The 24,453-nt window shown below is 38.3% G+C and carries 20 protein-coding genes; 18 read left to right on the top strand and 2 right to left on the bottom strand.

The annotated features are described in order from the left end of the window. Positions 1 to 10: 10 nt before the first annotated feature. Positions 11 to 1,096, bottom strand: a complete 1,086-nt coding sequence (locus QE382_RS19010; protein WP_307187312.1) for a Fic family protein — start codon at positions 1,094 to 1,096, stop codon at positions 11 to 13. Positions 1,097 to 1,334: 238 nt separating this feature from the next. On the opposite strand from QE382_RS19010, the gene QE382_RS19005 reads away from it, so the two are divergent. The 16 genes from QE382_RS19005 (at position 1,335) to QE382_RS18930 (ending at position 21,280) form a co-directional block, all read left to right on the top strand. Beyond that, the gene (locus QE382_RS19005) at positions 1,335 to 1,781 is read left to right on the top strand and encodes a hypothetical protein (RefSeq protein ID WP_307187311.1); all 447 of its coding nucleotides are present in this window, start codon (positions 1,335 to 1,337) and stop codon (positions 1,779 to 1,781) included. 432 nt (positions 1,782 to 2,213) lie between these two features. Continuing rightward, entirely contained in the window at positions 2,214 to 2,786 is a 573-nt protein-coding gene (locus QE382_RS19000) for an RNA polymerase sigma factor (protein WP_307187310.1), read from the top strand. Positions 2,787 to 2,848: 62 nt separating this feature from the next. Beyond that, positions 2,849 to 3,907, top strand: a complete 1,059-nt coding sequence (locus QE382_RS18995) for a FecR family protein (protein WP_307187309.1) — start codon at positions 2,849 to 2,851, stop codon at positions 3,905 to 3,907. 10 nt (positions 3,908 to 3,917) lie between these two features. Then, the gene (locus tag QE382_RS18990) at positions 3,918 to 7,241 is read left to right on the top strand and encodes a SusC/RagA family TonB-linked outer membrane protein (protein ID WP_307187308.1); all 3,324 of its coding nucleotides are present in this window, start codon (positions 3,918 to 3,920) and stop codon (positions 7,239 to 7,241) included. A 12-nt stretch (positions 7,242 to 7,253) separates the two neighbouring features. Next, positions 7,254 to 8,708: a RagB/SusD family nutrient uptake outer membrane protein gene (locus tag QE382_RS18985; protein WP_307187307.1), complete on the top strand. Its 1,455-nt coding sequence runs from the start codon at positions 7,254 to 7,256 to the stop codon at positions 8,706 to 8,708. A 2-nt stretch (positions 8,709 to 8,710) separates the two neighbouring features. Beyond that, a complete protein-coding gene (locus QE382_RS18980; RefSeq protein ID WP_307187306.1) occupies positions 8,711 to 9,166 on the top strand; it encodes a hypothetical protein in 456 nt (151 codons plus the stop codon). A 5-nt stretch (positions 9,167 to 9,171) separates the two neighbouring features. Then, entirely contained in the window at positions 9,172 to 11,979 is a 2,808-nt protein-coding gene (locus QE382_RS18975; protein WP_307187305.1) for a M16 family metallopeptidase, read from the top strand. A gap of 84 nt (positions 11,980 to 12,063) precedes the next feature. After that, entirely contained in the window at positions 12,064 to 13,836 is a 1,773-nt protein-coding gene (locus tag QE382_RS18970) for a hypothetical protein (protein ID WP_307187304.1), read from the top strand. A 68-nt stretch (positions 13,837 to 13,904) separates the two neighbouring features. Then, positions 13,905 to 15,386 carry a calcineurin-like phosphoesterase C-terminal domain-containing protein gene (locus QE382_RS18965; protein WP_307187303.1) on the top strand — a complete coding sequence of 494 codons (1,482 nt, stop codon included), beginning with the start codon at positions 13,905 to 13,907 and terminating at the stop codon, positions 15,384 to 15,386. Between the two features lie 311 nt (positions 15,387 to 15,697). Then, complete coding sequence (locus QE382_RS18960; RefSeq protein WP_307187302.1) at positions 15,698 to 16,144, top strand: nuclear transport factor 2 family protein; 447 nt, start codon at positions 15,698 to 15,700, stop codon at positions 16,142 to 16,144. 177 nt (positions 16,145 to 16,321) lie between these two features. Beyond that, positions 16,322 to 17,395 carry a S41 family peptidase gene (locus tag QE382_RS18955; protein WP_307187301.1) on the top strand — a complete coding sequence of 358 codons (1,074 nt, stop codon included), beginning with the start codon at positions 16,322 to 16,324 and terminating at the stop codon, positions 17,393 to 17,395. A 134-nt stretch (positions 17,396 to 17,529) separates the two neighbouring features. After that, positions 17,530 to 18,069 (top strand): hypothetical protein, encoded by a 540-nt coding sequence (locus QE382_RS18950; protein WP_307187300.1) that lies wholly within the window; start codon positions 17,530 to 17,532, stop codon positions 18,067 to 18,069. 314 nt (positions 18,070 to 18,383) lie between these two features. After that, positions 18,384 to 18,617, top strand: coding sequence for a hypothetical protein (locus QE382_RS18945; protein ID WP_307187299.1), 234 nt, complete (start codon positions 18,384 to 18,386; stop codon positions 18,615 to 18,617). Between the two features lie 46 nt (positions 18,618 to 18,663). Continuing rightward, positions 18,664 to 20,103 carry an IS21 family transposase gene (gene istA / locus QE382_RS18940; RefSeq protein ID WP_307186717.1) on the top strand — a complete coding sequence of 480 codons (1,440 nt, stop codon included), beginning with the start codon at positions 18,664 to 18,666 and terminating at the stop codon, positions 20,101 to 20,103. 10 nt (positions 20,104 to 20,113) lie between these two features. Continuing rightward, entirely contained in the window at positions 20,114 to 20,938 is an 825-nt protein-coding gene (gene istB / locus QE382_RS18935) for an IS21-like element helper ATPase IstB (protein WP_307186718.1), read from the top strand. Between the two features lie 54 nt (positions 20,939 to 20,992). Continuing rightward, a complete protein-coding gene (locus QE382_RS18930; RefSeq protein ID WP_307187298.1) occupies positions 20,993 to 21,280 on the top strand; it encodes a hypothetical protein in 288 nt (95 codons plus the stop codon). Between the two features lie 298 nt (positions 21,281 to 21,578). Here QE382_RS18930 and QE382_RS18925 read toward each other — a convergent pair whose 3' ends face one another. Next, positions 21,579 to 21,878, bottom strand: coding sequence for a metallophosphoesterase family protein (locus QE382_RS18925; RefSeq protein WP_307187297.1), 300 nt, complete (start codon positions 21,876 to 21,878; stop codon positions 21,579 to 21,581). Between the two features lie 534 nt (positions 21,879 to 22,412). Between QE382_RS18925 and QE382_RS18920 the strand changes: the two genes are divergently transcribed. Together QE382_RS18920 and QE382_RS18915 are read left to right on the top strand one after the other, a co-directional pair. After that, on the top strand, positions 22,413 to 23,075 hold the full coding sequence (locus tag QE382_RS18920) for a uracil-DNA glycosylase family protein (protein ID WP_307187296.1): 663 nt from the start codon (positions 22,413 to 22,415) through the stop codon (positions 23,073 to 23,075). 156 nt (positions 23,076 to 23,231) lie between these two features. After that, positions 23,232 to 24,443, top strand: a complete 1,212-nt coding sequence (locus tag QE382_RS18915) for a PD-(D/E)XK nuclease family protein (protein WP_307187295.1) — start codon at positions 23,232 to 23,234, stop codon at positions 24,441 to 24,443. The last annotated feature ends 10 nt before the right edge of the window (positions 24,444 to 24,453 follow it).

Genomic DNA, 24,453 nt, shown 5'->3' with positions numbered 1-24,453 from the left:
TTTTTGCAGTTTACTGATTTTCAAGAATTTTCAACAGTTTTTGATTTAAGTACAGTTTTTCCTTTCCAACTTTTACGGATTCAAGAATTCCATTCTGCTCCAATGCGATTAGATAATTTCCAACAGTTTTCGCATTTCCTAAATTGTCGTCAATCAAATTTTGACGTTTTGTATAAGGTAATCTAAATAATATCTCAACTAAATCTTTTGAATACATTTTAGGAAGTTTCGTTTTGATGTTAGTACTCATTTCCTCTATCGCTTGTGTGATTAGATTTAATCGTTTGAGACTTTTTGATGCTGTTTGTTCGATCATATCTAACATATATAAGATGTAATCTTCCCAATTTTCATTTTCTGTTACTCCCCTGAGTTTGGTATAATAATCATTTTTATTCTGAATGATGTATTCGCTTAGATAAATTGCTGGAACTTCTAATAGTCCGGAAAGTTTTAAGTAAAGCAAAAGTAGAATTCTTCCAGTTCTACCATTTCCATCTACAAAAGGGTGGATTGCTTCAAACTGGTAATGTAATAATGCCATTTTGATCAATGGATCAATGTTGCTTTCTTCATTGATGAATTTTTCTAAATTAGCGAGTTTCTCTCTAATGATTGTTTCTCCACTTGGCGGTGTGTAGATAATTTCACCGCGATTGTTGCTTAGCGTTGTTCCTGGTGTAACCCGAATGGATGCATTATTTTGTTTAATACATTGAACTATTTTAATGCAAAGGTTTGTAGTAATAAAAGGTTTAGCTTTGAGTTCTTCAAGACCTAGCCATAGCGCTTTTTTATAACTTAAAACTTCTTTTGTTGATAAATTTTCAATTTTCTTGTCAGCAACAAATGATCTGTATAATTCATCATTTGTTGTAATGATATTTTCAACTTCCGAACTTGCTTTTGCTTCTTGTAAGTAAATTGTATCAAGAAATAGCGTCGGATTTGGTAAATTTAATAAAGTACCATTTAGTTGGGCCAGCACACGACCAGCAGAAATAGTTTTCCGAAGAATTTTTTTTGTTTCGATATCCTTGGTTGGTGGCAACAATGGTAAATCGTTATAGGGATTTTTTCGGTCAAATTTATTCATTTCTTCGAGTGTAAATTTTACTTCTGTGTGTGTTACGAGTGTAAAAATAGTAAAAAATTACTCCTGTTTTTTGTTTAGGTGTAAAAAATGCTCTTATTTTATTTCCCCTCCCCATTCCCGCCATTCACCGAGTTTTCCCGATCGTTAGTCTAAAGTCAATAGGCTAGGAGCGTATTGTGTTGTAGTTTTGAGTCAACAAATAAGAACAACAGAACTAACACAATAAAATAAAGACATTATGAAAGCATTAGTAAAAACATTCGCAGCAGCAGCCTTAATCGCAGTATCAACATTTGCTATGGCAGCTGAGGGACCAGGAGCAAAAGCAACAAAAGCAAACGTAAACCTTTCCACAGCAGACTTGGCACTGGATCACTATGTGGCGGTGACCACTGCGGGGGAATCAGCAGGCGCCGAGCAATTGTTCGCCGAAGATTTCAATCAAAAAATCCAAGCAACGAATGCACAGTCTCATAGCCGTGGTGCCGTAGTTAAATTACTGAAAAAGCAGAAAGGAGAGAAGCTAAACTGTACAGTAAACACCGACATCTTAGAAGAATCAGCTGACTTTATGGTGGCTAAAGTAACCTTGAAATTTGAAAACTTCAGCAAAACAGATTTAGTTACCTTGGAGCGTGTAGGCAATGACTGGAAGGTTTCCAAATCGATCAATTCGTATAAGTAGTATCCAATAACTGGCGGTTTGCAAGTCATAAAAAGGCAAACCACTAGTGAATCATATGTTTATTAAGGCCACTTCGTGAGATGTGGCTTTTTACCTCAAAAGGGCCTGATTTTTATCAGACCCTTTCTTTTAGCATTTATTCGTAAAGTAATCTTTATGTTTCCTATCGTTTCCTCTTTTTTGTTTCGTCATCCAATGTTTTTAAAGACTATTGGATTTTCACTGTACGACGCCAATTTTTATGTTGAACCTTTCTTTCGAAAGGTAGCTTGTAGCCGTTTTGTATCGTAAGAACAATACTCCATTTGAAATAGTTTTATAAGATTGACCTTTTTTACCTTGCTAACTGCCTTGTTTTCTTTTAATTATTGTTGTATTTTTGGTGCCTCACATCGAACTGTTTTGCCGTAACGAGATAAAACGAGGCGAAAAATGAAAAACAACTATAGTTCACTCGAAAATTTAACTTTGCAAAAGTTAATACGGGCTGGAGACCAAGAAGCATTTAGGATAATCTATGAAAGGTACTGGGACAAGATATTTGTGATTTGTAATAACCGGATGCCGCAAAAGGATATTGCGGAAGATCTTTTACAGGATATTTTCATTTCACTTTGGAATAACCCCAAACTCGAAGAGATTCAAAATCTTGAAGCTTATTTATTTCAGGCAGCCAAGTTTTCTATCATCAAATATGTAAATAGATCTTCAAGAGTGGATTTTGTTGATCCCAATTCCTATGGATTATTGGATCGTGTGGAAGAATTGGAATTGGACGAAGTATTAAACATTAAAGAACTTCAGCAACTTATTTTCCAAGAGGTAGAACGCCTACCAGAGAAAGCAAAGATTATCTTTAATTATTCCCGTATAGATAATTTGGACAGTAGAGAAATCGCTGAAAAACTAAATATCTCCCATCGAACTGTTGAAAATCAAATCAGCAAAAGCCTAAAACATTTAAGGATTTTTATAAATAATATAAAATCTTTGTTATTTTTTTAATTTTTTAGCGTGCGTTGCTCAGCACTTATGGTACTTCTATATAGACCACAAGTGTTAATCATATGAAGACGCAACAAGAAATTAAAGAAATCATTTCCCGTATCAACCAGGGAATAGCCTCTGAGGAAGATATTCTACAATTCCAGCTTTGGTACAATAGTTTTGACGATAGTGAAACAATACTCGATAGTAATCTCTCGACTGTCGAATTTAAAGATAAAAACTGGGCAGAGATTAACCGACGTATTGCTCCCGCCAAAATATCCAGGTTGCAATGGGTATGGCGAGTTGCCGCTGCACTACTGCTGCTCTCTGCAGCTGCAGTCTGGATCTGGTCAATTCAGCAAAAGGAAAATAATAATGAAGTTTTTAGAGCGGCGGCATGGATCACAGATACTTCAGGCCAAACTGAAGAAATTAGTAGCAGTTTACATGATTTTTTAGATTCGACAAGATATGTAGATCTCAAAGAACATCATAATTTAAGAACCTTGGCAACAGCTGCAGGAGAGTTTACCAAAGTTATTCTCCCCGATGGCACTAAAGTGTCTTTGAATGCCGGGTCGAAGATCGTCTTGTCCCCAGATTATGGCAAGGCGGCGCAAAGGACAATTTCATTGGAAGGGGAGGCTTACTTTGAAGTAGTAACAATACCTGGACGCAGTTTTGTCGTAAAAACAGCAGATCAGCAGATCAGAGTTCTCGGTACAAAATTCAATGTCAGAGCTTATCCTAGTTTTGATAAAACAATTACCACACTACACGAAGGGAAAATTGAGCTAAGCAATGGGAACCAAAATCTCATATTGCAACCCAATAATATAGCTGTCAACAAAGATGGAGCTTTGTCTCTTCAACGGATGGCGAAGCTTGAGAAAGAGGCATGGCGCAAACTAGATTTTGAATTTGATAATGAATCTATTGAGGCTGTACTTCATCAACTTAGCCAGTGGTATGATTTTGAGCTATCTTATCAGTCCGCTGTTCCTAACCAGCATATCTCTGGTAAAATAGTAAATGGCACAAAAACCTCAGATGTGCTTGAGATTATGAAAAACTTAACGAACGGGAATTTTCAGATGAAAGGCAAGGTCCTCTATGTAAATTTCGGAAATAATTAACCTTAATACAATGAATGAAAAATTCTTTAAACGAAGCCCGGCTTTTTTAAATCCGGAATTGCTTTCGGTTAAACTAACCACTTTAATGACAATTGGGCTATTGTCTTGTAGCATACAGCAAAGTTTCGCACAGCGAATTCATATCGATACAACTAAAAAGCCACTTAAAACAGTATTAAAGCAGATAGAAGAGCAGTCAGGTTATTCTTTTGTTTATGACGCAGGTATTGTAGAAAACACTGCTATGATTCAGATTTCACTTGATGAAGACGGAATTCAAGCTGCATTGTCGAAATTATCCAAAAAGCTTAACGTTGAATATAAGATTGTTAATAAAACTATTACATTAACTCGGATCAAAGAAAAGGAGGGAACAATCTTGTTGAAAGGACGTGTGTCCATCGATGATCTGGATGGTAAATCTCCTTCATATCAAGCTGGTGTCAGTGTCGCGATCAAAGGAACTAATAAAGTTACCAGTACTAATAATATCGGCGAATTTAATTTGGAAGTACCTATGGAGGCGACTATTGTGGTCAGTTACATCGGTTATAAATCCAGAGAAATTCCTGCTAAAGATATCAGAAAAAATCTAGCTATCGTGCTCCAAAAAAGTATGGATTATCTAGATGAAGTAATTGTAACAGCATATGGTACCAAAGAAGCGAGAGAGAACCAGACAGGATCGGCTTTTACAATTACAAGAAAGGACCTAGATAATAGGCCTGCGCTCCGATTGGATGCTTTACTGGAAGGTGTCGTTCCTGGGGTCGAATTTAATTCACAAGATGGGGGAACAAATAGTTCCGCAAGATCTCGCTATAGCACTAGAATACGTGGCGAAGCATCTACCGTTGGCGGTACCACATCAAATGAACCATTATGGGTCGTAGATGGTGTGCCTTTGTATACTGGCGGAACGACAAATTCAATTCCAGGGATGCAAAATTCGATCAGTCCATTGACATATATAAATCCGAATGATATTGAAAGTGTCACCGTACTTAAGGATGCCAGCGCAACGACAATTTATGGCGCAAATGGATCCAATGGTGTTATCCTGATAACAACCAAACGAGGAAAAGGAGCCCCAAAACTTTCTTATTCATTTCGGACAGGGATAAATAGACGGCCATCAAGTCATCTAAACCAACTGAATGGTCGCCAATATTTAAACCTTGTGAAAGACATGGGTATGGTTGATCAGTTGGGAAAAATTGATACCACCCAGGATACGCGTTGGGCAGATGTTTATAATCGTACTGGTTTTACTAATCTCCACAGCTTAGGGCTGTCGGGTTCAACAGATGCTGTTCATTATTTCCTCTCAGCCAATATCTATGACGAAAAACAGAACATTATCGGTAATTCTACGAAACGTTATGATGTGCGTTCAAACGTAAGCGGGAATGTGGGCAAACGTTTGGTTTTGAACAGCACACTTGCTGCTTCTTATTCTAAAGATGATATGTTCAATCCGGGCAATGCTTATTTTCAGTACAGCCCATTGATTAGTCCATTTGGTCCAAATGGTGAGTATATTGAGCGCGATCCAAATGGCGGGCTTCTGCAGGGCATGCCTGGCCTGATCGATCAAAATGAACAGAAACAAGCAACCGTACATGTCTTGGGAACTTTAGGGTTTACTTATCAACTGTGGGATGGATTAGTCTTTACAAATCTTAATGGTGCGGATTTTACCAGCGGCAATGAAGATCAGTACTTTTCCATGTATAATTACACAGGCTCTTCCAGTAATGGTACGGCCTACCGAGGACAGTCACAGGTTTTAAACTTAATCAGTACAAATACCTTAGCATTTAAGCGTACTATTTTTAAAGGTGATTTTGATATTGTACTAGGAACCGAAGCACGAAAAGAAGAACGCCGTTCTGTTTCTGCCACGGGAACTAATTTTCCAAACGATTATATCCGAGAAGTAGGCTTTGCATCCTCCGATAATCGTCTTGGGACAACGAGTCGCGATAAACAAACGTTACTCTCCTATTTTGGGCGTGCCGGTTACGTATATGATAAACGCTATGCAATAAACTATACCTATCGAAAAGATGGAAGTTCCAATTTTGGGAAAGATGTAAAATGGGGTACGTTTAGTTCTATCGGTGCGGCCTGGACCGTTAGTAATGAATCTTTTTGGTCCAAAAACAAGGTTGTTGATTTCTTGAAATTTAAGATATCCTATGGTAATAATGGCAACTCTCGATTTAATTCAGCTTATGCCAGTGGCATTTATAAATACGATTCCAATTATAGCTATGGCGGGAATTCTGGAACGACGATGACGAGAGGTGTGAATGACGGACTGAAATGGGAAACAACAAAAATGCTCAATACAGGGATAGATTTTAGATTGTTTGGTCGGTTTAATGTGGCTGCCGAATATTACCGAAATGTCACCCACGATATGATTGATAATGCCTATGTGTCTATGGTAAGTGGATTTAGACGTACTTATCAAAACGTCGGAAAAATGCAAAATGCAGGTGTAGAGCTGAGTGTTAATGGAGCAATACTACAAAAGGAAAACTTTAACTGGAATGCCACTTTTATTTTATCGTCAAATAGAAATAAAGTGTTGCAGTTGAATGAAGATATTGATCGTGTTTCGGGCAATACGATCATGAGAAAAGGCTATAATTCCCGCTCTTACTACCTTGTACGTTGGGCAGGCGTGGATCCTTCTACGGGAGATCCGATGTGGTATGATTTGGATGGCAATGTGACTAAAGTATATAACACCGAAAATCGTGTACTTGTTGGGAATTCAACACCGCAATATTATGGAGGACTAACGAATTATATTAATTACAAAAACTGGAATTTTTCAATTTTCTTCAAATATTCAAAAGGGGGCTATTATTTTGATCAGGCAACTAGAAATAATGGATTGGATGGTCTTAATATTTTGAGTGGCAATCAATCCATTGATATGCTGAATTCTTGGTATTTTCCTGGCCAACTGGCTACTTCTCCACGACTTTCAAATACAACAACCTCATCTATTATGAACTCCACCCGTTTTTTATTGGACAAAACATATCTTAAGTTAGATAATATCAGTTTGGGATATACTTTTAATAGCGGTCTGATTCGCAAATTAAAATTAGATCATATTTCAGTTACCGCTATGGCAAGTAATATTGCGATGTGGACCCCATATTCTTCGAAAAAAGGATCAATAAAAAATTATGAATCCTTAGCTAAACAGTTTGGCGTAACAAGCGGAAGCGTAGTTGACAACACCTATGCAAATATGCTTTCAGAATCTAGTCGCGTGCTTAATTATTCATTGGGTATCAATATCGGTTTTTAATCAGAATTTAACATGAAATTATTTAAATATACAGTAATTGCAATATCATTGGCGCTTGCGAGTTGCGGTAAATCATTTTTGGAAGTTGAACCCATCGGACAACTTGGCAAAGAGCAACTATTTTCTGATTTGAATGGTATGCGGGATGCACTTGTTGGTAGTTACAACCTGACCTCACGTTTTTTTCAGTCACAGTATGGGATATATGGCGATTTAAGAGGCGATGATGTACAGCGCATCACAAATGGTACACAAAATTATATGTTAACGGACTATAACTATACTTTTGATGAAGAAGATGGAACCGGTGGGACTTTAGCCATATGGTCAACGGGCTATGAGGCCATTAATAATGTCAATAATGTTATTAACTCTGCTGAAACGGTACGTAAGTCACTAAATGGCAGGTCTGACGATTTTAATAGCTATATGGGGCAGAGCCATGTTTTGCGCGGACTACTATTTTTTGCGTTGGCAAATGTTTATGCACAGCATTATACGTATACAGCGGATGGAAGTCATCCGGGAATTCCTATTCCTACAGTAACACCATTACCTAGTGAGCGCGTGCCCAGGGCAAGTATGAAAGATACCTATGCGCAAATCATAGCTGATTTAGAACAAGGAATTACCTTTTTGGAAAATTCCACAGCAAAGACTAAGATATATGCTTCAGCAGATGCAGCAAGAGCCCTTTTGTCGAGGATATTTTTATACATGGGTCGTTATGAAGATGTAATTAAATATTCTTCAGCAGTATTGACCGATGGAAAGTATAAATTGGTGAATGCCGAAGATTATAAAAATATGTTCATTTCGGATAGCCAATTTTCAGATTTTAACAGTATTAAATCTGAAGTGATCTGGCAGCTGAATCTGAATATTAGGTCCTCCAATTTTATGTCAAGCTTCTATTCGGATAGAGTTGCGTTTTTAGCCTATCCTTCAGATAATTTTTTAAATTTATTAGGCACAGATGACATCCGTAAATCAATGTTTGAACTACAGTCAAGCCCGGAGAGATATATGTCTCTTAAGTATGGGAAGTATTCGAAAACAACTGATCTGAACTGGCCCGTCAACTTTAAGGTGATCCGGTCCGCCGAACTCTATTTAAATAGAGCGGAAGCATATTTTCATACCCAACAATACAATTTAGCGATTGAAGACTTAAAAACCATTAGATCGAGGGCGCTAGGTAAAAATACTGCAGACATTGTTGTCGAATATAGTACTCCGAATGAATTACTGGAATTAATAAAATTGGAAAGACGCAAGGAATTGGCTTTTGAAGGCCAACGTATCTACGATATCATGCGTTATAAAGAATCATTGGATCGTGGGGCTGGATGTAACTCGGCAAACTGTTTGATAAAATATCCAAATGATTTGTTTATTCTTCCTATTCCCAAATCAGAATTAGATGCCAATAAATCCATTACTCCTAATCCCACTGTAAATAAATAAAAATGAAAAATATCCTATTTTTAATGAGTTTCATCTCCCTGCTATTTTTAGCTTGTAATAAAGAATTGGAAACTCCATATGATCATCCTTTTTTCTATATCCACCAAAATAACGTTTCGGAAATAACGGTGCAGGCCAACAGAAATGAGTCGGTTGACTATAAAGTTTATTTCAGTACAAAAACACAGTTTGAAGCCATAGAATTGGATTATGAAGTGGTAGCGGGCGAAGGGCTTAAAGCTGGCGTAGATTTCGAAGTTGTTAATACCGGTTCGTCGCTTCTGTTTAAGCCAGGTGTCGTAGAAATGCCTATAAAAATACGCTGGATTAATCATCCGATAGAAGAAGGTAAAGACAATACGTTGACTATTCGTCTACTCAGAAATGATAAGAATATTACACTTGGGCTACCCGGCCCTGATCATAAACAATCTAGTCTGAAAATTACTAAAATATAGAACATATGGATATTCTGAAAAAAACAATAGGGATATTTAGTGTTCTTCTTGTATCATTCATACAGCTGAAAGCTCAGGACCTTAAACAGGATCCAAAACTGGTGCGCGGAAAATTAAAAAACGGTTTTCAGTATTTTATTTATCCTAATAATACGAATAATCAGCAGACTGCTATACAGCTTTTTGTCAATGCCGGCAGTCTACAGGAGGAGGACGATCAGTTGGGATTAGCGCATTTTGTAGAACACATGGCTTTTAATGGCAGCAAGCACTACCCCAAAAATGAAGTGATCACCTACTTGGAGTCTTTGGGCGTAAAATTCGGGGCTGATTTAAATGCACACACCTCCTATGATGAAACGGTTTATAAAATTACGATCGATAGCAAGTCGAAGGAAAACTTAGAGAAAGCTCTTGATATCGTTAGTGACTGGGCATTCAATCTTAGTTTCGATTCTTTGGAAATCGAAAAGGAACGCGGCATCATCATAGAAGAATGGCGGACCAAGGAAGGCCTTTCTGCCCGCCTAAGCGATCAGACCCTGCCTTTGATTTTTTCTCATTCCCGTTACGGCATCCGTAAACCGATTGGTACGCTGGATATATTGCGTAATTTTCGTCGACCGACACTGGTAGATTTTTATCAAAAATGGTATAGGCCAAACTTAATGGGGTTGGCTGTCGTAACAAACCAAGATCCAAAAGCAGTTGAAAAGATGATCAAAAAGCTTTTTGGAAAAGCTAAAAACAGAAAACCAGAGGCAAAGCGCATTTCATACAGCCTCGCAAATCATACAGATACACTTTTTAATATCTATACCGATAAAGAGGCCAATAGTATTGACTTTAGTTATATTGGGATTTTGCCAGCGAGCAAAGCTGTTAAGACCGAAGCTGATTTTTTTGAGAATTTAAAACGTACAGCAGTCAATGCACTCTTAAAGAAAAGATTTGATCGAATTGCTCAGTTAGACGACAATTACAAAAGTGCTTCCATGTCGGTCTCTGATCTTTTATTGAACAATGGACTTTCTCTTGGTGGAGCTACCTTGTATGAGGGGCAGATCAAATCTGGAATTTCTAAATATTTGAAAGAACGCGAACGTATTTTGCGCTACGGATTTACCTCTTCGGAGCTGTCTGATTATAGAGAGCAATACAAAAGACAGCTTCAACGCGCGCCAGAGAACAAAGAGCTGAATGCCACTATGATGTTGAGCCAATTAAAAGATGTCTTTTTTACTGGCCAAATATTAATGGATAAGGAAGCCCGTAATGGACAGCTATTGCGTGACCTGGATCGACTGGATTCTCTAAACCTTCTGCATCATCTCCAAAGTTATTTTAAGCCAGGAAATACAGCTGTGATGCTAACTGCTCCTGCACGTTTAGTAGCAGATGTGCCCAAAGAAAGCGTTTTGCGGCAGTTATTCGCAGAGTCCGCGCAGGCAGATTTGAAGAAATGGACAGATCATATTGAAATCCCCCGACAATTGCTGAGCGTTCTGCCTATATCCGGTAAAGTGATACACAAGAAGCTGATCAACGAGGTCGGTGTGGCTGAATGGCAACTTTCCAATGGCGCCAGATTTTTTCTAAAGAAAAATGATAGTAGAAAAAATCATATTCAACTAACAGCCTTTAGAAAAGGCGGTTTTATTGCGCTGGACAGCTCCGATTATGTCAACGCTGTGTATGCCAAAAATATAATTGGAGCCAGTGGTGCGGGGGCATTTACGCGGGCGGCATTAACAAAATTTTTAAATGGAAACTCAGCATCGGCCACGTTTATGATAGCGCCAAATCGAGAAGGGCTATCAGCATCAGCTAATCAAAAGGATATCAAGTCTATGTTTGAGCTGATTTACCTCAAATGGACTCAGCCTCGTGTCGATGAGAAAATTTTTGGAAGCATCAAAAAGCAAGGGCTAGATGCCGCCAGGAATAAAAAATTCAATGTGATGGATGCCTATAACCAAGCGATCAATAAAGCTATAGGGGCGGACGATTTGGATGAAAATACACTTTCGGTCGAACGCATTGAAAAGGATCTACAGATCGATCGTATTGTGCCAGTATTCAAAGAACGTTTCCATTCAGCTAAAGATTTTGATTTTGTGCTCGTCGGTGATTTTGATATAGATAGTATTCAAGCTTTTGTAGAACAGTACATAGCGGCACTTCCCACAGGATATTACCGCAGTGAGCAGCGGATCCCAGCTTATAAACAACGCCAAGATCAAGAAATTGTCCAATATGCAGGCCAGGCCGAAAAGGCCACGGTTAACTTGTTTTATCAGACCACTTCTACACATTATGATTACCCTGAGATACTAAAAAATGAACTTTTGGAAAATGTGCTCAAGGTTAAACTCCGAAAGAATTTGAGAGAAGAGCAGTCAGGCGTATATGGCGTAGGCGTTAGTGTCAGTGCAACTTCTGAACCGACCGATTTGATGCGCACACGTATTAATTTTACCTGCGAACCTTCAAGAGCAGAGTTTTTGATCGGGCAAGTTCAGGTTGAACTTGATAAAATCGTAAAAGATCCGTCTTACTTTGTTGAAGAACTCAATAATGCTAAAGTGCAAATGTACCAGGTATACGACAAACAATTTGGAAAAGATACATTTTGGAGTGCAGAACTGCGCAACCATATTTATTATGGTTTTGGAACCTGGTCATTTTTTACCAGTTATAAGCAAATGCTTGATCAAATAAAAGCTGCAGACATCGCCGATTATGCTAAACAGAAGCTCAATAAAGCCTACAAAGTAAAGGCGGTATTATTACCGGAAAATTTAAAGAAATAATTCATACAGATGAAATGGTCAGCGACATATCAGATAAGTCTGATAACGATAAGACCTAAGCTTCATCATCATAAAAATATAGGGATGAAAAAACACTATTGTTTAATATTGATCACAATGATCTTTAGTCTGTTTCTTCTCGGATGCAAACAGGATGCATTACTTGCAGATAATGTACAGTTGCAATCCTTTTCTTTTGAACCAGCAAGCAATCCGGGACTTAAAGATGCAGTATATGGTACCATCGAAGGACAGCATATTTCTATTCGTGTGCCCAACTCTGTCGATATTACAAAAGCAGTACCTTCCTTTAAAGGTACGTCGGAGAAAATGATCGCATACGTTGGGAAAAATATTCAGGAATCTGGGGTTACGGCCGTCGATCTTTCCAAAGCAACGGTCTACCGTTTTGTGACACCAAACGGAATGTCGGAATATAGCGTTTCGGCACAAAAGTCGGGGTCTATTCTTTCCTTTGGTTTCTATGCAGCTGATAATCCAGATTATTTGTTTCGCGATTATCCCGCTACAATAAGCAAACTTGATATCAAAGTAGACCTACCTGTAGATGCCGATATCACCAAGTTAGTTGCCCGATATACTGTCAACGACGGCACAGTACTGAAGTCCAATGGTGCAGATTTTAAAAGCAAGGAAACCATTTTAGATTATTCCAATCCCCAAACCCTGACATTGCAGGATTTGGAAAGCGGGACATCTGAAAATTTTGTTGTTCAGGTAGGCAGGCTGACAGCACCTGTGTGGACAGCGATGCAGCTTCCAGACTTTTTACAAATCAACAATGTTGCGGAGGCAGGGCTTGAAATTAATCCAATAAATAATCAGCCGTATGTGTCCGTTCAATTTTCAGGCAGTACAGATGATTTACGAAAGGGGCTTATTACCGCGTTCAACAGTGAAAGCAAACAATGGGAGACTTTAGGGAATGGATCTGGCTTTACGCCAACAAGAGCCGATTACATTTCGTTAGATTTTTCGAAACAAGGAATTCCATATGTTGCATTTAGAGATTATACGGCAGGAACTAATGCACAATATGCATCATTAATGAAGTATGAGAACAATAGCTGGTCATTTGTAGGCGAGCAGCAGGGATCTTTCAATAGGGTGAATTATTTAACGTTAAAGTTGGATGAAAATGATGTGCCTTATCTAGGTTATGTGTTCTCACGTGCGTCTTCTCCTTACCCTAGCCGTGGTACATATGCTGAATCGTTACGTAATGGGAAGTGGACGGGGCAGTCCTTTGCACAGTCAACTACAGGATGGTTTTCAAAAATGTTTAGAGGACGGGATGATAAATTGTATTATGTCGTTATGGATTTAACAAGCGGTACAGCAAGCCGTAAACCTTCTGTATATCGATTAGAAAATGGTGCATGGAATTTGGTCGGGAATGTTATTGTCGGACCTGCAGAGTCAAATTCAGGAGGTATCAGTATTGATCTTGACGTAAAAGAAGACGGTCAAATTTATATGGTTTACCAGTCCAATTCACCGGCTTATAAAACATTTGTTATGCACTGGAATGGTAGCAGTTGGAAACAGTTGGGCGACGGTATCAGCCAAACGACCAGTAGCTCCGCAAACCGCGACAATGTGGCGATCCGCATACACCCCGACGGTCGAATTTTCTTGGCATACGGAGACGCAATCAATGGAATAAAGGTCTGCACCTACAATGAAGCTACAGGAAACTGGAATACTGCAGTGCAGGTTTCACCAGAAAATGGAAATAAATTTGTGATGCAGATAAGTAATCAAGGAATACCTTATTTGATCACAGTGATAAACAGCAAAGCTGCCCTTTTCAAATACGATATTCCCGGATTATAACATCGTTCAGGTCACGGTCGGATGTATAAAATTATCTGACCGTGACTCATCTATCAGCAATGAACAATATGATTAAAAAAATAAGCATTATCTGGATCTTGGGATTACTTTTTGTAATAAAGGTCACAGCCCAAGTAGCAGTAGCTAAGAAAGTCTGGATTGAAGGACATGCTTTTGAAGACAAAAATAACAATGGCCTTTTGGATAAAGGAGAGAAAAGGCTTTCGAAAATACGAGTATCAAATGGTATTGATGTGATAAGCACCGATAAAACCGGAGCATATAGCTTTGAAGCTAAGATTGGTCAATCCATTTTTTCTATCACTCCATCTGAATATGTATGGGCAAAGCAAAAGAAAATAGGAAATGCAAATGCATATTACCTCAATCCTAATCATACTATTCCCGATACTTTGGTGTTTGATATACCATTAAGAAAGAGGAAGAATATCCCTCTCGAATTCAATATTGCCGCCATAGGGGATGTGCAGGTGAGCGATCAGGAGGAATTGGGATTTGCTGCCAAAAGTATATTTTCCGAACTTATAGGAAGGAAGGATATTGATTTTAATCTCGTTCTGGGAGATTTAGTCAACAATAACATGGAGATTTTGCCTGATGTAGGGAAAATGATCGATGCGCTGCCGATGTCATCCTACACAATGGTCGGCAACCATGACCGGAACGTTGCCAATCCAGATTATATGAACGACCGTTTCAATACAGTATTTGGAGCTGATAATTATGCTTTCAATTATGGCCATGTACATTTTATTGTGTTAAACAATGTGTTTCCTACAGGCAAAAATTCTTATGAAGGGAGATTAACTAATGATCAGTTGACATTTTTGAAAAATGATCTTTCCTATATTCCAAAAGATGCTTTAGTAGTACTTAGTCAGCATATTCCTATGGCTTTTACACATAATAGGACGGACGTACTTCAACTGTTGGCTGATTATAAAAATGTATTGATTTTGTCTGGACATACCCATCAGGTGGATCGTTATTTTTTTAATAACAAAGCGATACAGGAATTGGGTGCTGGTGCTACCTGTGGTAATTGGTGGCGTGGAGAGAAGGATGCCAAAGGAGTTCCGGAAGCCAGGATGCTGTGCGGTAGCCCAAGGGGGTATTTTGTGATTAATGTTAAAAACAATAGCTATTCGTTTCAGTTCAAAGCTGTAGATCAGGATGCTAAAAAACAAATGCATATTGCTGTTAGAGCGGGCGTATTGCTAGCAAATGTTTTTGGAGCGGCAGATAGTACGAATGTCATGGTACAGATAAATGATGGAGAATGGGTCCAGATGCGGAAAAGTAAAAGTGTAGATCCCTTTGTATCCGATATCATCGAAAAAAATAATCATAAGATTTATCCCACTTTAGGTAGCACTGCGAATCCTTTACGAAAGCGGACCTCTGGTCATCTTTGGGAATTTCCGTTGCAAAAAGTAAATGGTGATCGCATAAAAGTGATCCGAATTAAAGCGGAGGATAACTATGGCTTTTCAGTTCAAAATGAATTTATCGAGTTTTTTTCACAGTAATTATACAAATTATTCTTGTTATATGTCCATAGCTTATGTAAAAAGGTAGGCTTGACTATAGAAGAATACTATAGATTTCATATGTTTTAAGTTTAGTTTAGAAGCCACGTCGTGAGATGTGGCTTTTTGCATCAATATGGTCGAATGTTTTAAATTACTGTCGACACGAATCAGACTTACCTCCCCATTCCCTCCACTTACCGAGTTTTACTGATCGTTGGTCTAAAGCGGATAGGCTAGGAGCGTATTGTGTCGTAGTTTTGAGTCAACAAATAAGAATAACAGAACTAACACAATAAAATAAAGACATTATGAAAACTTTAGTAAAAACATTCGCAGCAGCAGCTTTATTCGCAGTATCTACTTTCGCTATGGCAGCTGAAGGACCTGGAGCAAAAGCAATAAAAGCAAGCGTTAACCTTTCCACAGCTGACTTCGCTTTAGCGCACTATGTTGCGGTAACCACTGAGGGGGAATCAGCAGGTGTAGAGCAGTTATTCGCCGAAGATTTCAGCCAAAAAATCCAAGCATCCAACGCGCAAAATCATAGCCGTAGCGAAATGGTCAAACTATTGAAAAAACAAAAGGGCGAAAAGCTGAACTGTACAGTAAGCACTGATATAATCGAAGAATCTGCTGATTATATGGTCGCTAAAGTGACTTTAAAATTTGAGAACTTTACGAAAACAGATTTAATTACCTTGGAGCGAGTGGGCAATGACTGGAAAGTATCCAAATCGATTAATTCGTATAAATAGTACCTTATCACTGGTGGTTTGCCAATCATAAAAAGACAAACCACTAGTGAATCATCTATTTAAGTTTATAAGCTACGTCGTTAGATGTGGCTTTTTAAGTATGTTATTTTTACAATAGTTAAATAAAATTGCTGTTCTTTTTTTTTTTATTTTTGATATATTATTAATTTCTAATTTATGTACAAGATCTTTTTTTTTATAGCTTGTTTATCCATTTTAAATATTTGCCATGCTCAAAATAGAGAGGTAACCAAATTAACGAATCAATTTATCGATACGTTGGAAGTCCATTCTTTTATGCGGAGCAAAATCGACTTTGATCGATTACGTATAGAGACCAATACAAAGGTTAAGAATATAAATAAGACAGACTCATTGTTGCCGACGTTTAAAGAAATAGTTTCCGGATTAAAGGATCATCATTCCAGTGTTAGTCGTGTTAAAGATACAACTGATAATCTGGCATTCATCAAAATGATCGCAAGTACGACCTATGAGAAAGAAGGAATGTCTCCGCTCAATTTTCGACATCGTTTAATTGAAGATAAATATGCATATATCAATGTTCCTGGTGTACTTTTAGAGCATAGACGTTACATTGATACTTTGCAAAAACAGTTAAGTGAATTGGATGGAAGGCATCCGAAAGCCTGGATTATTGACTTAACTGAAAATGATGGTGGCGCCTTTGTACCGATGGTTACCCCATTTCATAGCTTGATTGATACAACTCAAACGTTTTCTTATTTTGATGGAACCTTAGATAAGGATGGCAAGGAGGTTTTAATAGATAAATTTCAGATTCCCCAAAATGGATTATATATTGACGATAGCATTGAAGCTAAATATTGTAAATTCGATACCGTCCAAGCTCAACCTCTTAAAAATAACCAAATACCCATTATTGTCTTGGTCTCAAATATCACTGCAAGTTCTGGCGAAATTACTGCGAGCCACTTCTTGGGACAAAAGAATGTTACTTTAATCGGAACAAAGACGAATGGTTTAACTTCGAGCAATGAACTCTATTATGTGGATAAGGGTTATTCCGTTAATTTGATGACAGCATTGTTGCATGACCGGAAAGGAAAATCTTATCATGTTGGGGAAGGTATAGGTCCTGATATCATCGTTGACTTTGATTATCCTGAAAACATCCGAAATTTTAAAGAACGCTATCGATTTACATTAGAAAACAAATCAGTATTTATCAATAAAGCGATTGAGGTTTTGAGAGCAAAAGGGATTTAACTAGCAAATTGTGATTTTCTGAGAAACTGTAAGCTGTTATTTTATTTGATAGCTCTAGCTTGTTTCAATAGGTTAAAAAAAACTGCTAATGTTGGAGAATGGTTAAAGACACTGATATTAAGGGCGGATAAATTATGTTTAGATATACAATTATAGTTTTTGTGTTGTTAAGTGCATGTTCAAGAAATGCAAAAACAGCAGATATTGATCCTAGGATAATTAATGAAATGTCTCACGATGACAGAACAACTCCTTCACGATTTGATATTGATTTTTTTGTTAGATGCAAAGATGGTAAAGTTGCCATGCTAAATGAGCCTGCTTTGTGGGGAATTTATCGTGAAAATGAAAAAAATATGTCTTATGAAAAATTTTTAGATTTAACTTTGAATCAGAAAAAAAGCGTAGAAGATTCTAGTATTTTAAATGCTTCTGATTGTGTTTTATTAGATCAACAGATAACTCATTATTATCAAAGTCATAATTTAAAAGATTTTCTTCTTGAATATTTTACTAACGAAAATAACAGCTGGAGGCTTAGAGACGGGTATTCTAAGTCTCAAATTATCTCCATAAGTTATTATTGTTTTATCAATAATAAATTTCTGCAGTATGATGATTATATAGGAATTTATACGCTCATTGAGCCATATGAATTGTTTCCAAAAAAATAATAAATATTTAGTCACAAATACGATTTTTTGTAAGATTGGGCCACACGGATGCGCTAATGTTTGTTCTATATCAATGGTTAAATACTGTATACCACCTTCTTATAGAGAAAAAGCAGTGAAGTAGCAATTGATAAGCTATGCATAGCATTTGTGGTAGACTACCGAGATGACTACTTTTTCTTCACCTCCCCATTCCCGTCATTCACCGAGTTTTCCCGATCGTTGGTCTAAAGCCCGTAGGCTTAGGACGTATTGTGTTGTAGTTTTGAGTCAACAAATAAGAACAAAAGTACTAACACAATAAAAAATACATTATGAAAACTTTAGTAAAAACATTCGCAGCAGCAGCTTTAATCGCAGTATCAACTTTCGCTATGGCAGCTGAAGGACCTGGCGCAAAAGCAACAAAAGCAACCGTTAACCTTTCTACCGCAGATTTCGCTTTAGCGCACTATGTTGCGGTAACTACGGAGGGAGAATCAGCAGGAGTAGTGTTAATTCTCACTAAAACACCCCCATATATTCTCACTAAAATGCCACCACCTTAAGTTTTTAATTAAGGTTTAACTTGTCGGAGTATTAAAGTCCGACATTATGTATAAAGTGGCAATGTATAATACGATAAAAACACTGCTATCCCACGGGAAATCGATACGGGAGATAGCATCAGAACTTGGGATGTGCCGCAAGACCGTTTCCCGGATACAGAAAGCCCTTGAGCGTGGGCTAGAGGAACCTTTGCCTCAGGTAAGGCCAAAGCTGCTGGACGATTATCTCGATGACATTCAGGTATATAAGGAGATGGGACTGAGCGCTATACTTATCCACCAGCGCCTGCATGAGCAGCACGGTTTAGATATATCTTATCCCAGTGTCGCCAGAAGTATCGAGAGATTAAAGAAGCAGGAGGTTTTTGTGCCGCTGCACAGCGATCCGGGAGAAGAAGCGCAGGTGGATTTCGGATATATGGGTACTTTCCGCAGGAATGGCCGCCCTGTAAAAGTATGGGTGTTTTCCATGGTTCTCTCCCATAGCCGTTACAGCTTTTATAAACTGGTGACCAGCCAGCGGGTGGACGAATTTCTGGACTGCCATATCAAAGCTTTCGAGTATTTTGGGGGTGTTCCGCGAACTGTCAAACTTGACAACCTGAAATCTGGGGTGACCATTCCGGATCTTTACGAACCGGAGCTCCAGCGCAGGTATTCTGAATTTCTTTCCTACTACAGCTGTGCAGGAATTGCGTGCAGGCCACGCCGTCCACAGGACAAGGGCAAAGTTGAATCATCTATCAAATATGTAAAAAACAATTTTTTAAAGGGCTTCGATGGCAATGGCTATGAAGATCTGCTGTGCGGGCTGAAGGTCTGGAACGAAGAGACATGCAATAAGCGCGTACACGGAACCACGCGCCGTATCCCTCTTGCCGTATTTGAACAGTATGAAAAGCATGCACTGCTTGCATTGCCCCCGGTGCGATATGAAATCCTGGAGGTCGGATCCAGAAAAGTCACCCGGCTGGCACACGTGAGCTACCGCCATAATTACTATTCGGTGCCCGCTGCCTATGCGGGCAGAACCGTCAGGCTCGAAAGCAACGGTACCTGCCTAAAAATATTTGACGGCAGCACCCGCATTGCACTCCATCAGGTAAGCGGACAGATGGGCATGTACGTTTCTCTGGAGGAACACCGTCCGGATTATAAAAAGAATATCAGCAGAGAAGAATATAAGCGGCTAATGGGAAGTATCGGACCTTCTGCACTGCTTTTCTTTGAACATCTTCTGGCGGAGGTGCCTACCCACTGGAGCCCGATGACCCGCGGGATACTTAAATTAAAAAAGCGGTTTACCGACGTGCAGATCGATCTGTCATGTAAGCGCGCGCTCCATTACAGAGCCTTCAGCTACCAGCAGGTCAAACGGATCTGCGAGAACGAGCTTTACAAGCAAAATTACGAGGAAATGTCTCCTATGGTGTATTCCAGCGAATACGAACACGAACTCGGACTATACGACAGATTAACAAACTGAAATAAATAATATGGAAACATTATTAGCAAATTTACGCCAGCTAAAATTGGCCACGATGGCCCAGAACCTTGAAATGAGGAATAGGCATGCCCTGGAAAAACAGATCAGCTACCTTGAATTTCTGGAGCTGCTCATCGAAGATGAAATAGTAAAAAGACAGTCCAATGGCTATCAGTCCAGGCTAAAGGAATCCCGGCTGGATACGCAAAAGATCCTGGACAGTTATGACCTGAGTTACCAGCCGGACCTGGACAGAAGGCTATTATTTGACCTGGCTTCCTGCCGGTTCATAGAACAGCGCTCCAATGCTATATTCATGGGGAAACCCGGTGTCGGGAAAACCCACCTGGCCCATGCGATCGGGCTTGAAGCGGTCAAAAGAGGTAAAAAAGTACTGTTTGCACACACAAATGAAATGGTCGAAAAACTGTTCGCATCAAGGGCAGACGGAAGTTACCAGTCCGTATTGCAGCGTTATCTAAAGCCTGACCTGCTGATACTTGATGAGCTGGGCTTCAAAAAAATGCCGCAGAACAGTCTGGAAGATTTCTTTGAGATCGTTCGCAGGAGGTACGAAACGGGGTCTATGATCATCACCACAAACCGAAACTTTGAAGACTGGGGAAACCTCTTCGGTGACAGGGTAATTGCTTCTGCTATTATAGATAGGATTGTCCATCATGCAACAATTGTAAAACTTAATGGGAACAGCTATCGCGTAAAAAATCTTATCGAACTACAGGATCTTTTTCCTGGTGAAGATACCGCAAGGACTAGAAGAGGGCGCCCTCGAAAGCAGGAAAACGAAATCTTAGATGATCAGGATAATGAATGATTATTTTTGCATATTAGTGGGGGCATTTTAATGAGAATCAGTGGGGGCATTCTAATGAGAATTAACAGAGTAGAGCAGTTATTTGCGACAGATTTTAATCAAAAGATCCAAGCTACCAATGCGCAGTCTAACAGCCGTAGCGAAGTGGTTAAATCCTTGAAAAAACAAAAAGGCGAAAGGCTAAACTGTACAGTAAGCACCGACATCTTAGAAGAATCAGCTGACTTTATGGTCGCTAAAGTAACCTTAAAATTTGAGAATTTCAGCAAAACAGACCTAGTTACCTTGGAGCGCGTGGGCGATGACTGGAAAGTATCCAAATCAATCAATTCGTATAAATAAGTGCCATCTTAAATAAATATATATGTTGTGAAGCCACGTCATGAGTTGTGGCTTTTTTATGATCTATTTAATAACGAGTTGTCTCGGGGATAACGTGGTGAGTCGAGCTCAATCAGAAAAATTAAGTAGAAGGAATAGATAAATATAGTAGAAAGATTAGGTAATTTAAGGAGAAGAAATAGGAGAAGAACATAAAGGAATGTACAGTTATAATGCTCGTACAATAGGTTTTGGACTGTTTTAGAGGGGAAAGAGTAAATGTTTTAGGGAAAGGACTAGGGAAAGGATTAGGAAAAGATTAGGGAAAGATTAGGAGAAGAAGAAGTAGAAAAATTAGTAGAAAGATAGTGGGGTCGCCTTGTTTACAGATCTTCATTGCGCTAGAGCGGATCGTGTAGTTTAATGACACCTTTCCTTTCAGCAGCTTATACAATGAAGCGTTGATAAACTGAATAGCCTTCACCTTTATCTTACCGTACCTCGCATGATTATGACCAAAAACATGGTACTTCGGTGATCGCTCCAGCCCAAACTCACGGATTTCCGTACTGCTATAACCATTGTCCAAGATACCCGATGGGGGATAGTGTGATACCATGATATCAACTTGTACATCCAATCCACAGGGTGAAAATAGGGAAAACCACTGATGCCTATGATTTGGATGCCATTGACCCTAACCGAAGAATCGTTTAGCTAATGGATTCCTTCGGGTACCAATTTTTTGCTTCGCAGGGGTTCCAATTCAAAGGGAAGGGCATGATTTCCATGAGCAAATACCTTGTGTGGTATGGGAAGCCCCGCATACCACACAAAGAAATCCGATAGCTGCTGCATATCACCGGCATCGCAGACATCGCCAAAATGGTTCTATTTCGAAAAATGAATGTATATTTTTTTATCTACAGAAATATTTATTACTTTACACAAGTCATAATATTTTCATGAGCCTATTTTCAATTTCTATACTATTACTTTTGGCGGCGAATTTGACCGTCATGGAGAAAGGAATGACAGTGGAAGTAACCTGTCGTGATTCCGAATTGTATGCCAACGATTTTACCTGTATTAAGACTAAGCAGGTAGCTCAGAATTATTGCTGCTAAACAAAACATTTAAATCCTATTTCATTATGAATGACCAATACGATATTGAACTAGATAATATTAGCGATTCTATTGCTTGGTACCCATATATCGGAAAGCACTATGCGAACGCAGATTTTAAAATCCTAATTGTTGGTGAAAGCCATTATAAAGATCCCAATGATCTTAGAGAAATATGGAAAGAAAAATCCTTCACGAGAGTTATCGTTGGAGAATTAGGGTTGGAAATGCAAAATTATAATGACATCAAATTCTTTCAGCAAATAAATAAGTTATTTAACTGGAAACGCCAAGAGTTTGGCGTTTGGAATAAAGCCGCGTTTTACAACTTTATCCAAAAACCATTGAATACAAAACATGATAGACCTAGTAAAGCAGATTTTTTAACAGGGTGGAAGAGCTTTGAAAAAATTATTGAAGTTTTAAGACCAAACCTATGTATTTTCATGGGTTCATCGCCTGCTAACACTTTTAATAAGACATATGCTAATGGAGAGAAAGTGAATAGAATGATTACGCGGCATGATTTTATAAATAGAACTTATCTCAAAACTTCAAGTTTAATAAACGGAGATATCCACACAGATTTGATTTTCATTAAACATCCTTCGAAATATATTAGTCTGGGCAAGTGGCGAGAGAAATTGGTCGAGTTTCATCCTGAAATCCAAGCTTATTTGATTGATTAATTGATTGATAGTACTGCCAGAACTCGTTTAGATTTGAAATTGATATCAAATCTTCGTAAAACTCCAGAGCAGAAATTTAAAATTAAGCATTTGGGAGTGATTTGCATTTCGATTAGATAATGCTAATTATTAGCCCCATCCTATATATTATCATTTATGGAAACAAAAAAAGACTTTATTTATCAAATAAACGAAACAACCGCTAAGCACGGTTTGAACAATTACAATCAGTTCAACGTATTTAGGACGATGTTCAAAATGACGGAGGAAAAACATCTCCATTCACGCTTTATCGCTTTTTTGCTAAATCCTCAGGGAACTCATGGGCGAGGTACAAAATTTTTAGAACTCTTTTTGGAGGAATTGGAAATGCCGAATTTCCGTTTGGATGGAGCTACTGTAGTACCAGACGAGGTTGGAAAAAGTGAATTGGATAATATTGATATTTTGATTCGAAATGCCCATAAAGAAGCCATCATAATTGAAAATAAGATATTTGCTGGGGATAGTAATAAATTAGAATTGGAGTCTGAGAAAATGCGGGATGCTGATCCCAACAGGTTTCAACTCCCAAGGTATTATAATAAAGTGATAGCAAAGGGTTTTAAAGTTGTTCATATTTTATACTTAACTATTGATGGCAGACCTCCTTCTTTTTATGATAAATTTCCGCAGTGTGTTAAAGATCTTCTTATCAGAAAAGAACATTTAAAACATATACAGAAATGGTTAACACGATGTATTAGTGAGTTAGTTGATGATAACGACCTAAAAAGGGCTATTATACAATATAAACAGGCTTCTTTAGAGTTTTTGAATGATATTCAATTGGCCGAGGATTTAAAAATAATTACTGCTGCAAATTTGGATGAAGGATACAATTTTTGGATAAATAAGGAAATTGAAGGTGTCAATCAGGCTGAATTGGTGTTAGCGCAATTTAAGCATGTTAAGTGGCATACCGTCTATGAGTTTTTTTCAAACTTAAGAGAACGTATCGGAAGTACATTTGGTGTTGAAGTGTTTGAAATAGAAAATAAACAGATTACTGCCCTCACACATAGAAATATTAAAACTAAAATTAGCTTATCATTTCGAAAAAATGAAGTTTTATATTATGTATGCAACGACAGTAATGGTTTCAGCATCGGAATGGTCAAAGAAAGCAAATCTAAAGAAGATTACACATTGCTGTTAGGTAACCGGTATGCCAATTTTGACTTTAGTGAAAAGGAGGTTTTTGATCTTGTCAATCCTTTGTTTAGCAATGATTTAGTCGATAAAATTGTATCAGAGTGCCAGGCATTTGTTCACAAGCAAGAACTAATTGTAGCCGCAAATAAAGATTTTAGTTTAGAAAAATCATAATGCGCAATTG

This window comes from Sphingobacterium zeae (assembly GCF_030818895.1).
GTDB lineage: Bacteria > Bacteroidota > Bacteroidia > Sphingobacteriales > Sphingobacteriaceae > Sphingobacterium > Sphingobacterium zeae.
Note: the sequence above shows the minus strand (reverse complement) of the source record. Positions and strands in the feature narration are given on the sequence as shown.